The following is an 11,233-nucleotide window of genomic DNA, read 5'->3' as shown; positions in this document are numbered from 1 at the left end:
ATAATCGTGTTGACGCTCTGTCCAGTCGGCACGAAACATGACAAATCTGCACTTCGCATCCGCGCTGCTGCCGTCGGGCTGGGCCGATGACGTGCAGGTGGTCATCACGGATGGGCTCGTCGCCAAGATTGCGGTCGGCGTGGCGCCGGGAGCGCGGGATGAGCAGCATCGGGTGGCAGTTCCGGGGATAGCGAGCCTGCACAGTCACGCGTTCCAGCGCGCCATGGCGGGCGTTGCCGAGACGCGTGGCAACACGGCGGATACCTTCTGGACATGGCGCGAGACGATGTATCGCTTTGCGCTCGAAATGACTCCGGAAGACGTCGAGAGCGTCGCGACCCTGCTTTATGTCGAGATGCTCGAGCAGGGCTATACGCGGGTCGGTGAGTTCCACTATCTTCATCATGATCGTGACGGCACGCCCTATGCCGACCTCTCCGAGATGGCGACACGAATTGCTCAGGCTGCCGAGGGCGCAGGCATCGGCCTCACGCTCTTGCCGAGTTTCTATGCGCACAGCGCCTTTGGCGGCGCCGCGCCGCATGGAGGCCAGCGCCGATTCATCTGTTCAATCGACCAGTTTGCTACGCTGATTGACGCCACGCGCAAGGCGGTCAGTACGTTACCCGGAGCCAATGTCGGTATCGCCCCGCACAGCCTGCGCGCAGTGACCCCGAACGAACTATCTGCGATCGTGCCGATGGCCCAAGGCGCGCCGATCCATATCCATGCCGCCGAACAGGTCAGGGAGGTCGAGGATTGTGTTGCCTGGTCGGGCCAGCGGCCGGTCGAGTGGCTGCTTGACCATGCGCCCGTCGATCAACGCTGGTGCCTGATCCATGCGACCCACACATCGCCGGCGGAAGTCGGTTCGCTCGCGAGCACCGGCGCAGTCGCCGGCCTCTGCCCGGTGACCGAAGCGAGCCTCGGCGACGGCATTTTCCCCGCGCGCGAATTTGTCGATTCCGGGGGCCGGTTCGGCGTCGGCACCGATTCCAATGTCCTGGTTGGCGTTACCGATGAATTGCGCCAGCTCGAATATGGTCAGCGCCTGAAGCACCGCGAACGCAATGTGCTCTCCGGCGGACTCGGCAACTCGACTGGCCGTGCGTTATTCGAGAGCGCGCTCGCGGGCGGTGCACAGGCGCTGGCGCAGACCGGCGCGGGAATAGAACGAGGCGCGCGCGCCGATATCGTGACCCTCGACATCACGCATCCATCTCTGGCCGGACGCCGCGGCGATGCCATCCTCGACGGCTGGATTTTTGCGACCGGCGGCGGAGCCATCGATTGTGTCTGGGCGGGGGGAAACAAGGTCGTCGAGGGCGGGCGTCATCGGCTCCGCGAGCGAGCCCGCGCACAGTTCAACGCGACCGTCCGGAGGCTTCTGGCATGAGTCTCCACGCTTACAACAACGAGCTTCCGGCCGCGGACAAGCTAACGCTCTACAAGCAGATCCGACACGATATAGAACGTCGGATCCTGACTGGTGAATGGCCTCCGGGTCATCGCATTCCCTTCGAGCACGAGCTGATGGCGCGTTATCGCTGTTCGCGAATGACCGTGAACAAGGCGCTATCGGAATTGGCGCAAGCCGATCTGATCGAGCGAAGACGGCGGGCCGGCACATTTGTACGTCGCCCGCAGCATCTGTCGGCGGTGCTCAAGATCGCCGACATTCGCGCGGAGATTACCGCGCTTGGCCGCAGCTATGCTTATCAGCTCATCCATTGCTCCCGCCGCGCCGCGAACACCGCCGATCGCGCGCGTCTTGGCGTCCGTAGGACCGGCAAGGTAATCGCGATCGCTTGTCGTCACAGCGCCGACGACGTGCCGTTTGCCATTGAAGACAGGCTAATCGATCTCGACACGGTGCCGGAAGCCGCCGCGGCGGACTTTACGACCGAGCCACCCGGCTCATGGCTGTTGCACCATGTTCCTTGGACCGAAGCCGAGCACACCATCAGCGCCACGGTGGCCGATAAGGGCACCGCAGCCGAACTAGACATTGCCGTCGGCGCGCCCTGCTTAGTGATCGATCGATACACATGGCGCAGCGCACGAACGGTCACCGCCGTGCGCCTGCTCTATCCGGGGGATACCCATCGGCTGGTAGCCCGTTTCAAGGGTGGCTGAAAGAATGTCCGGCACGGCACAATTCATGCAACGCGATGCACACGTGACTCGTGCGGGAGCTCGTCGCAGCGGACCTGAAGCAACCAATGGGACGCAATCCATAGTACGGCAGGAGGGAAGAGCATCATGCGTAGTTTAAGAGCATTCACAGCAGTTTTTGCCCTGCTGGTGTCCGCACCGGCGGTTGCCGACGATGTGAAGGTCGGCATCGGCATCTCGGGATGGACCGGCTTTGCACCGCTCACGCTTGCAAGCCAGGCCGGCATTTTCAAGAAAAACGGGCTCGACGTCACGCTGAGGAAAATTCCGCAGAAGGATCGGCATCTCGCCATCGCGTCCGGTGACATTCAATGTGCGGCGACCACAGTCGAGACCTGGATCTCCTGGAATGCGAACGGCGTCGCGACCAAGCAGATCTTTCAGCTTGACAAGAGCTTTGGCGCCGACGGCATGGCCGTGCGCAACGAGATTGCCTCGATTAAGGATCTGAAAGGCAAGACAGTCGCGGCGTCCGCGCCGGGCACCTCACCCTACTTCGCACTGGCCTGGATGCTTCGAAAGAACGGCCTCTCGGTTAAGGACGTCACGATCGTGAATCTGGAGCCAGCCGCGGCGGCACAGGCGTTCGTTTCCGGCCAGAACGATGCGGCAATGACCTATGAACCTTACCTCTCGACCGTGCGTGGCGCACCGGACAAGGGCAAGATCATCGCCACCACTCTCGACTACCCGATGGTGATGGACACCTTCGGCTGCACACCGAAATTCCTGACCGACAATCCGAAAGCCGCGCAGGCCCTGGCCGACAGCTATTTCGAAGCCCTCGACATGATCGCAAGGGATCAAGCGAAGGCGTACGAGATCATGGGGGCCGACGTGAAACAATCGGGTGAGCAGTTCGGCAACTCGGCAAAATATCTGCGCTGGCAGGACAAAGCAGCGAACCAGAAATTCTTCACGGGCGAGTTCCTGACCTTCAACAAAGAGGCGGCAGACCTGCTGCTCGAGATCGGCATCATCAAGTCTGCCCCGAAGATCGAAGATCTTTTTGACGCGAGCTTCATCAAATAGAACCGCTGCGCGCCCGCGCCAGTTCCGCTTCGCCGCTTGTGGAGCAAAACTGGCGCAGGATCGACACGTCGCCTGGAAATACCGCCGTGATGCGTCCCCTAAGTCCTGTAACGTCGAAGCAACGCGTGGCCTATGGCCTGGCATTCTTCGTGCTGTTCGTTGCCCTGTGGGCCTGGGCGACCTTCGGCGGCTATGTTTCGAAGACATTTCTCGCCAACCCACTGATCATGGTGCAGGAAGGCTTCGAGCTGCTCACCAGGCATGGATTTCTGTTTGATATCGGCATGACGATCTGGCGTGTTGTCGGCGGCTTCGTGCTGGCGGCTCTCGTTGCCGTGCCGCTAGGCGTTCTCATGGGCGCTTACAAGCCGATTGAAGCCTTTCTCGAACCATTCGTTTCGTTCGCGCGTTATCTCCCAGCCTCTGCCTTCATTCCCCTTTTGATCCTGTGGGCCGGTATCGGCGAGTTGCAGAAGCTCATGGTGATCTTCATCGGCTCGGTGTTCCAGATCATTCTGATGGTCGCTGTGACCGTAGGGAGCACGAGGCGCGATCTCGTCGAAGCGGCGTATACGCTGGGAGCCGGCGACGGCGGCATCATCCGCCGCGTGCTGCTGCCCTCTTCCGCTCCCGAGATCGCCGAAATTCTTCGATTGGTTCTAGGGTGGGCATGGACCTACGTCATCGTCGCCGAACTCATCGGGTCCTCGTCAGGGATCGGCCACATGATTACGGACAGCCAGGCCTTGCTCAACACGGGCCAGATCATCTTCGGCATCATCGTTATCGGGCTCATCGGCCTGATCTCCGATTTCCTCTTCAAGGCCTTCAACGCATGGCTGTTTCCCTGGAAATTGGCATGACCGCGCTGAAGATCGATCAGGTTTCACGTATCTTTCCTGCGCGCCCGGGCCATGCGCCGACGCAGGCTCTCGAACCGACCGATCTCAGTGTCGGCGACAATGATTTTGTCACCATCCTTGGTCCCTCGGGCTGCGGAAAGTCCACCCTGCTCCGCATCATCGCCGGGCTCGATCGGCCGACCAGCGGGCGCGTCATGCTCGACGGGTGCGAGGTCACCGGACCTGGCGCGGATCGCGGCATGGTGTTCCAGTCCTATACGCTCTTTCCCTGGCTGACGGTGCGGGAGAACATCGCATTCGGCCTGCGCGAGCGCGGAATTTCTCAAGCGGATCGGTACAAGATCGCGGACGGTTTCATCCACCGAGTCGGATTATCGGGCTTCGAAAATCATTGGCCGAAACAGCTCTCCGGCGGCATGCAACAGCGCACGGCGATCGCGCGCGCCCTTGCCAACGATCCGAAGATCCTGTTGCTGGATGAGCCGTTCGGCGCCCTGGACAACCAGACCCGGGCGCTGATGCAGGAGATGCTGCTTGCGATTTGGGAACGCGACCAGAAGACCGTGCTGTTTGTCACGCACGATATCGAGGAGGCGATCTTTCTCGGCAGTCGAGTCATCGTCATGAGCGCGCGTCCCGGCCGCATCAAGGCCGCGATTGCGATCGACCTGCCCCACCCGCGTTCCTACAAGATCAAAACCACGCCCGAATTCATTAGACTGAAGGAACGGCTCGTGGAAGAGATACGCACCGAGGCCCTGAAGGTCGCTGCTGACGCCTGACAAACATGAGCTGGCCGCTAGTCTAAGCCCGTCGTAGCGATGGGGAGCCCGGCACTTATGTCATGCACGGACAGCGGTAAATACCCGTGTCTTCCGAGTCTTGCTCTAAGACAGTTGGGTCTTGGGCTGCTCCTCCTCATCATGCGCGCGGAGGAGTTCAAGTAGTCGCTTGCGCATGATCATGCCCGGCCGGTCTGACGGCATGTGCATCTCGATCTTCCGGCTCATGTCCACGATAGCGTCGGGGTCGGTCGATTCGAGCATGTCGCGGTCCTCGGCGATGATCGCGGCGTCCCAGTCGATCAATTCCTGGGTTGAGCAGTCGCTCTCGGTATCGTTACGGAAGAGGATCTGAATGACCTGTATTTGGCCGTCGGAGATCGGCGTCGCGCAATTAAAGATGATATGCCGGATGCCTGATGGATACTCCATGTCGAGCCGCCGACAGAACGGCATGAACCATTTGTTGCGCTGGTGCCGCTTCGTGCTCGGATCGGTCGTGCCGCTGATCCGATAGGCATTCGGCGGATTGCGGACGGTGATGATGGTCTCGGCGTCGAAACCGTCGTCGGTCTCGACGATCTCGTATTTCTCCGGCTTCGGCTGATTGATGTCGCCGAAAGTACCCTTATGCACGAAGGCGAAATGGGCGTTATCGAACGAGTTTTCCATTAACCTGAGCGCGGCTGTGTTCCATTTTTCGTAGAATTGATGGATACGGCGATAGCCCGGCCGGGTCTCCTCGGGAATTTCCGGGATGTCGCGCAATGGTTCGTCGAGCGCGACCCAGACATAGCCGTATTTGGCCTGGGCCCGGAATGACCGCGCCTTGGCGTCGGGCACGGGCTGCTCGAACGGAAATTGCGGGATCATCACGAGCTTGCCATCACGATCATACTCCCAACCATGATAGCCGCAGACGATGTTGCCGTTGTTGCACCAGCCCTTCGACAGCTTCGCGGTGCGATGACAGCAGCGGTCTTCGAGCGCCGCCGGCTGTCCCTCTGCATCGAGGAACAGCACGATCGGTTCACCGAGCAGGGTGAATGGTCTTGGACCATCCTTCAGATGCTCGAGCGGCACGGTCGCATACCAGAAGCGGCGAAGTACCGGTTGTTTGGTGCTAAGCACGATTTCCTCCGCTGTCAGGCCGCCATCCGCTCGACCACGCGGAGGGCATCGGATCTGAGTTTTGCTATATCGAGGCCCGGAATAGCGCCGTCCTCGACCACGATGCGACCGCCGACCAAAAGGTAGCGCAAATGCACGCTGCCGGCGCATGTGACCGGCGCGATCAGCGGATCGTGCATGCCGAAGTGCCGCGGCTGGTTCAGGTCGAAGATCGCGATGTCGGCCTGCTGTCCAGGCGCAAGCGTGCCGATCTCGGGGAAACCGAGAACGCGGGCACCGCCGGCCGTTGCCCAGTGCACGACGTCTTCGGCTGTCACCGCATGCGCGCCCTTTACGGCGCGATGGGTGTGCCAGCAGCTATGCATCTCGCTGATCATGTCAGCCGCCTCGTTGGAGGCCGCGCCGTCGACACCGAGCGACACCGCGCCGCCGAGTCGCGCCATGTGATCGGCCGGCGCGACACCGGAGCCGAGGCGGCAGTTGGATTGCGGGCAATGCGCCATGCCGGTACCCGTGCTTGCGAGTATCTCGACCTCCCCCGGATCGAGATGGACGAGATGCGCAAACCAGATGTCGGGCCCGAGCCAGTCGTGGTCGGCGAGCCATTCCACCGGTCGCTTGCCGTGGACCGAGAGGCAGAAATCGACATAGTCAGCGGTCTCGGAGAGATGACTGTGCAGCCTGAGCTTCATCCGCCGCGCTGCCGCGATCACTTCCCTCAACTCGCCGGGGTCGAGCGACCAGGTCGGCGTGGTCGGCGCCAGCGCAACACGTGTCAGGCTTCTTGGCGACGGATCATGGAAGCGCTGCGCGCAGGCCTCGACCGACTTCAGCATGGAGTCGAGCGTTTCCACCGGCATCGGCGGAAAGTCGTCAGCGTTCATGTGACGGTCCTTGGTGGCGCCGCCGCGGCAGAACACCAGGCGGATGCCCAGGCTGCGCGCAACCTCGAAGATCACATGGGCGGGATCGAACCTGAAGGTGTCGCTGAAGAGATAGTGGTGATCGGCGGCCGTCGTCGTTCCCGACAGCAGCAGTTCGGACAGCGCAATTCTTGCGGCAACCGCCAGCGCCTCCTCGTCAAGCTTCGACCAGAGCCTGTAAGGCGCCGCGCGCAGCCAGCCCGCGAGCGGAAGGTTGATGCCGGCGGTGACGCCCTTCATCACGCTCTGGAACATGTGATGATGGGTGGAGATCAGGCCCGGATAGATGACGCAACCGCGCGCGTCGATCCGCTGCTCATCCGGCTGCGGCTCGAGCGCGCCGATCTCGGCAATGACGCCGTCGCGGATGCGGATGGCGCCCGTCGCGCGCATGGCGGCACCCGGCAGGCCGGTGAAGATCCCGACGGCGTTCTCGATCAGCGTCGCAGTCATGTCTCGGTCCTTATTTCGCTTTCGTGCCAGTTCGACAAAGCGAGCCTGGAGAGCACCACCATCGCGGCGAACAGCACGACGCCGGTCAGCGTGATCAGGAACAGCGCCGCGAACATGCGGGGAATATCGAGCGTGAAGCCGGCGTCGAGGATCTCATAGGCGAGACCCGACGAGCGGCCGCCGGTGCCGGCGACGAACTCGGCGACCACAGCACCGATCAAGGCGAGCCCGCTGGAAATCCGCAGCCCGCCAAAGAAATAGGGCAAGGCCCCGGGGATTCGCAGCTTGACCAGGGTCTTGAGCCGGCTCGCGCGGTTCATCCGGAAATAATTGGCGAGCCCTGGATCGACGCTGCGCAGGCCGAGCGTGGTATTGGAGATGATCGGGAACAGCGCCACCAGCGTGGCGCAGATCGTCAGCGAGAGCTGCGTGTTCTTGACGAGAATGATAACGAGCGGCGCGATCGCGACGACCGGTGTCACCTGCAGCAGCACCGCATAGGGAAAGAGGCTGATCTCGATCGCGCGGCTTTGCACGAACATGAACGCAACCAGCGTTCCGATGATGACCGCCGCGGCAAACGCCTGCAATGTCACGCGCAACGTGACCAGCAATGCGCGGAACAGCGACGGTCCATTGTTGACGAAGCTTGTGAAGATGTCGCTCGGCTTCGGAAACAGATAGACCGGCACCGCGGCCAGCCGAAAACCGACCTCCCACAATACGAACAACGCGATCCCCACACCAAGCGGAGCGGCGATCCGGACAAAGGCCTCCGAGTGCAGCAACGGCTTCATGAGACACCTGCCGATGCGGAAGGCAGCGACGCCTCCGCGAGCCAGGTCGAAAGCTCCCGACAATACGCCGCAAATTTCGGGCTGTCGCGAAAGCCCTCGCCGCGCGGCTGCGGCTCGTCGATGGTCATGGTGCGAAAGATGCGGCCTGGGTTTGCCGCCATCACGATGATACGCGTCGACAGGAACACGGCTTCATAGATCGAGTGGGTGACGAACACCGTCGTCAACTTGCCTTCCCACCACAGGCGGATCAGGTCGGCGTCGAGCTTGTTGCGCGTGAACTCGTCCAGTGCGCCGAACGGTTCATCCATCAGCAGCAGATTTGGCTTCGTCACCAGCGCACGCGCGATCGAGACCCGCATCTTCATGCCGCCGGAGAGCTGGCGCGGGAAATGCTTGCTGAAAGCGGATAGGCCCACCTGTTCGAGTGCCTCGGCCACCCGCGGCGCAGCCTTGGTCTTGGCAATGTTGGACAGCTCCAGCGGAAGCCGAACATTGGCCTCGACCCGCGCCCAGGGCATCAAGGTCGGCTCCTGAAAGACAAAGGCGAACCGCCTGCCCTCCTGCCCGACCTGCGAGAAATCTCCACGCCACCACAACAGCCGGCCGTCCGATGGCTCGATCAGGTTCGCGATCAGTTTCAGCAGCGTGCTCTTGCCGCAGCCGGACGGACCGATCAGTGTCAGGAACTCGCCGTCGGCGATCGACAGATTGATCGGCGCCAGTCCGCGCGTGCCGTTCGAGAACACTTTCTCGGCCGACAGCACTTCGACCGCCGGCGGACGTTCGCCGCCCGTCACCATCCGCTGTCCGCCTTCATCAAGCGGGGTGCCCGGCAAGAGAGCGTTCATCGGCCCGCTATTGCACTCCGATCTTCAGGTCCTTGACGAAGCGATCATCGTAGGCCTTGTGCCAGTTCACCTTCGGATCGAGCAGACCACCCGCGACCAGGAAGTCGTAGATCTGCTTGTAGCGATCCTCCGTGATCACGCCGATGCCGCGCTTTGCGGCGTCACCGCCGTCGATCGCCTTGCTCTCCTTCAGCTTCTCGATCGCGAACGCGATCTGTCCGTCAGTCATCTTCGGGTTGTCGGCCTTGATCAGCGCATTGGCCGGCGCCGGATTCTTCAGATAGTCGCGCCAGCCCTCGAGCGAGGCCTTGACGAAGCGCGCCACGACGTCGGGCTTCTCGGCGATCATCTTCTCGGTGGTGACGATTGTCGAACCATAGGGCGGATAGCCGCCGTCGGCGAGCAGGAAGAACTTCACCTTCTCGTGCTGCTGCTCGGCCTGGTAGGGCTCGGAGGACGGATAGGCCTGCTGGGCCATGCTCTTGTCGGCGAAGAAAGGCTGCAGGTTGAACGTGTAAGGTCGGATCTGGTCGTCGGTGAATCCGTATTTGGCCTTGAGCCAGGGCCAGAACGTAACGCGGGAGGAACCTGCGATCAGGATCGGCCTGCCCTTGAGCGCCGCGATGTTGGCGACATCGTCATGCGTCATCAGTCCCTGGAGGTCGAATTGAAAGGACGAGGCGACGGTCACCAGCGGCAGGTTCTGCTCCCGCCCCTTCAGCACCTGGATGTCGTAGCCCATCAGGAAATCGGTCTCGCCGGCGAGCAGGAGCTGCGAGCCGTTGACCTGCGGACCACCCATCTTGATGGTCACGTCGAGGCCGGCCTTCTCGTACAGGCCAGTCGCCTTTGCCTCATAGAAGCCGCCATGTTCGGCCTGCGCGAACCAGCTCGTCAGGAACGTCACCTTATCGGCAGCGAACGTCGACACTATCGAACAGAGCAGCGCACCGACGCTGACCAGGGTCACCGCGATCGTTCGCGGCAGGAATTTCGTGGCCATTGCGGCTTCCCCGTTATGGCCGGCGTTGCGCCCGGCCCCACAATCCGGGAACGGAATTGCAACGTGACAATTCGTCCCCAGTAGCACCAAGGATGCACAGCCGCCTTGTCGCCTGAAAGCATTTTTATTCGAGCAATCCGTTGCCTTTGAAGCAACAGCAGCGATCCGAATTTTTCCAGTGTGTGTAGTGGAAGTGGCGGGCGATCGGCGTTACGTTTTGCGTTTTCAAATCAGTCATCGGGGGTGACGTTGCGTGCGCTTTCTCCAGCTTCGATCAGGGCGCCCTTTGCGCGCTACAGCCACGGCATCGCGGTTCCGGCGAATCACCGGCTCGTCGTGACCTCGGGGCAGCTCGGCATCGCTGCCGATGAAACGATCCCCGAGCAATGCGAGCAGCAGGCCGATCTGTGCTTTGCCATTATCGCCGCCATCCTCGCCGAAGACGGCATGACGCTCGCAAATGTCATTCGGCTCAATGCTTACGTGACTGCCCGCGAGCATATGCAGGGCTATATGCGCTCACGCGACCGGCACTTTCAGGGAACCCCGCCGGCTTCAACGCTGGTGATCGTGTCCGGCTTCACGCGTCCGGAATTCTTCGTCGAGATCGAGGCGATGGCCGCGGCGCCCGAGCGCGGTTAAAACCGCGCCATCTCACGCCGTATCTTGGCGAGGAAGCGGCCGCGCTGTGCATCCGTCGCGACATTCATGTGATAGAGCGCGTAGTAGCTCACCGACGCTTTCGAGCCGGTGAACCAGCGCAGGTAGCGCTTGATGATCCGGCGCGGCGGGTCGGCCATGCCGATCGCCTGCCAGCGTGGGCGGCCATAGGTCGAGATGCCCGTGATACGGCGGAGATGCATGAGCGTCGGCTTGGCATGCGACGGATCTGACAGATCGAGCGCGATGCCGGGACCGAACATCCGGTCGAACCAGCCCTTCAGCATCGCCGGCGGCCCGAAGGACCAGGTGGGGAATTGCACGACCAGCGCGTCCGCGGTCATCAGGCGGGCGGCATAGGCCTCGTTGTTGGCGCGGTTGCGCGCGGGGTCGTGATAGTCGCGCCGACGCTCGGCCGTCAGTACCGGATCAAAGCCCTCAGCATAGAGGTCGAGCAGGTCGACGGCGTGGCCCGCCTCAGCCAGCCCGGCCAGCGCCTCTTTCCGGATCGCGGCGTGAAAGCTTTCGCTCAGCGGATGGCAATAGACATAGAGCACCCGCAT

Annotated in this window: 12 protein-coding genes; 6 read left to right on the top strand and 6 right to left on the bottom strand. The window is 62.0% G+C overall.

Translation table 11 applies throughout. The features are described from left to right. Positions 1 to 37 precede the first annotated feature (37 nt). The 5 genes from ACZXDY_RS02935 (at position 38) to ACZXDY_RS02915 (ending at position 4,852) form a co-directional block, all read left to right on the top strand. Entirely contained in the window at positions 38 to 1,396 is a 1,359-nt protein-coding gene (locus ACZXDY_RS02935) for a formimidoylglutamate deiminase (RefSeq protein WP_464344425.1), read from the top strand. Continuing rightward, entirely contained in the window at positions 1,393 to 2,136 is a 744-nt protein-coding gene (hutC, locus tag ACZXDY_RS02930) for a histidine utilization repressor (RefSeq protein WP_464344424.1), read from the top strand. The genes ACZXDY_RS02935 and hutC overlap by 4 nt, the downstream gene beginning before the upstream one ends. A gap of 126 nt (positions 2,137 to 2,262) precedes the next feature. Then, positions 2,263 to 3,207, top strand: coding sequence for an ABC transporter substrate-binding protein (locus ACZXDY_RS02925; RefSeq protein ID WP_028161893.1), 945 nt, complete (start codon positions 2,263 to 2,265; stop codon positions 3,205 to 3,207). Positions 3,208 to 3,296: 89 nt separating this feature from the next. Beyond that, positions 3,297 to 4,070 (top strand): ABC transporter permease, encoded by a 774-nt coding sequence (locus ACZXDY_RS02920; RefSeq protein WP_028161892.1) that lies wholly within the window; start codon positions 3,297 to 3,299, stop codon positions 4,068 to 4,070. Further along, complete coding sequence (locus ACZXDY_RS02915) at positions 4,067 to 4,852, top strand: ABC transporter ATP-binding protein (protein ID WP_464344423.1); 786 nt, start codon at positions 4,067 to 4,069, stop codon at positions 4,850 to 4,852. Before ACZXDY_RS02920 ends, ACZXDY_RS02915 begins: the two co-directional genes overlap by 4 nt. A gap of 105 nt (positions 4,853 to 4,957) precedes the next feature. Here ACZXDY_RS02915 and ACZXDY_RS02910 read toward each other — a convergent pair whose 3' ends face one another. Genes ACZXDY_RS02910 through ACZXDY_RS02890 form a run of 5 tightly spaced genes read right to left on the bottom strand, consistent with a single transcriptional unit; the run spans position 4,958 to position 10,010 of the window. After that, on the bottom strand, positions 4,958 to 5,983 hold the full coding sequence (locus tag ACZXDY_RS02910; RefSeq protein ID WP_464344422.1) for an aromatic ring-hydroxylating dioxygenase subunit alpha: 1,026 nt from the start codon (positions 5,981 to 5,983) through the stop codon (positions 4,958 to 4,960). Between the two features lie 14 nt (positions 5,984 to 5,997). Continuing rightward, the gene (locus tag ACZXDY_RS02905; protein WP_464344421.1) at positions 5,998 to 7,359 is read right to left on the bottom strand and encodes an amidohydrolase family protein; all 1,362 of its coding nucleotides are present in this window, start codon (positions 7,357 to 7,359) and stop codon (positions 5,998 to 6,000) included. Continuing rightward, complete coding sequence (locus ACZXDY_RS02900; protein ID WP_035688993.1) at positions 7,356 to 8,156, bottom strand: ABC transporter permease; 801 nt, start codon at positions 8,154 to 8,156, stop codon at positions 7,356 to 7,358. Before ACZXDY_RS02900 ends, ACZXDY_RS02905 begins: the two co-directional genes overlap by 4 nt. Further along, entirely contained in the window at positions 8,153 to 8,959 is an 807-nt protein-coding gene (locus tag ACZXDY_RS02895) for an ABC transporter ATP-binding protein (RefSeq protein WP_245287189.1), read from the bottom strand. The genes ACZXDY_RS02900 and ACZXDY_RS02895 overlap by 4 nt, the downstream gene beginning before the upstream one ends. Positions 8,960 to 9,014: 55 nt before the next feature. Next, complete coding sequence (locus ACZXDY_RS02890; protein WP_464344420.1) at positions 9,015 to 10,010, bottom strand: ABC transporter substrate-binding protein; 996 nt, start codon at positions 10,008 to 10,010, stop codon at positions 9,015 to 9,017. 243 nt (positions 10,011 to 10,253) lie between these two features. Between ACZXDY_RS02890 and ACZXDY_RS02885 the strand changes: the two genes are divergently transcribed. Then, positions 10,254 to 10,652: a RidA family protein gene (locus tag ACZXDY_RS02885; RefSeq protein WP_464344419.1), complete on the top strand. Its 399-nt coding sequence runs from the start codon at positions 10,254 to 10,256 to the stop codon at positions 10,650 to 10,652. On the opposite strand, the gene ACZXDY_RS02880 is transcribed toward ACZXDY_RS02885, so the two are convergent. Next, positions 10,649 to 11,233, bottom strand: a complete 585-nt coding sequence (locus ACZXDY_RS02880) for an NAD(P)H-dependent oxidoreductase (RefSeq protein ID WP_464344418.1) — start codon at positions 11,231 to 11,233, stop codon at positions 10,649 to 10,651. The two genes, ACZXDY_RS02885 and ACZXDY_RS02880, sit on opposite strands and share 4 nt — an antisense overlap.

The sequence above is a fragment of the Bradyrhizobium sp. LeoB3 genome (assembly GCF_055456055.1).
The sequence above is the reverse complement of the archived record's forward strand: the minus strand, read 5'-3'. Positions and strand labels throughout refer to the sequence as shown.

Bases quoted from the DNA above. Each gene is read 5' to 3' on its own strand.
- ACZXDY_RS02935 (WP_464344425.1), top strand. From the start codon at position 38: ATGACAAATCTGCACTTCGCATCCGCGCTGCTGCCGTCGGGCTGGGCC.
- hutC (WP_464344424.1), top strand. From the start codon at position 1,393: ATGAGTCTCCACGCTTACAACAACGAGCTTCCGGCCGCGGACAAGCTA.
- ACZXDY_RS02925 (WP_028161893.1), top strand. From the start codon at position 2,263: ATGCGTAGTTTAAGAGCATTCACAGCAGTTTTTGCCCTGCTGGTGTCC.
- ACZXDY_RS02920 (WP_028161892.1), top strand. From the start codon at position 3,297: ATGCGTCCCCTAAGTCCTGTAACGTCGAAGCAACGCGTGGCCTATGGC.
- ACZXDY_RS02915 (WP_464344423.1), top strand. From the start codon at position 4,067: ATGACCGCGCTGAAGATCGATCAGGTTTCACGTATCTTTCCTGCGCGC.
- ACZXDY_RS02905 (WP_464344421.1), bottom strand. From the start codon at position 7,359: ATGACTGCGACGCTGATCGAGAACGCCGTCGGGATCTTCACCGGCCTG.
- ACZXDY_RS02900 (WP_035688993.1), bottom strand. From the start codon at position 8,156: ATGAAGCCGTTGCTGCACTCGGAGGCCTTTGTCCGGATCGCCGCTCCG.
- ACZXDY_RS02895 (WP_245287189.1), bottom strand. From the start codon at position 8,959: ATGGTGACGGGCGGCGAACGTCCGCCGGCGGTCGAAGTGCTGTCGGCC.
- ACZXDY_RS02890 (WP_464344420.1), bottom strand. From the start codon at position 10,010: ATGGCCACGAAATTCCTGCCGCGAACGATCGCGGTGACCCTGGTCAGC.
- ACZXDY_RS02880 (WP_464344418.1), bottom strand. From the start codon at position 11,233: ATGCGGGTGCTCTATGTCTATTGCCATCCGCTGAGCGAAAGCTTTCAC.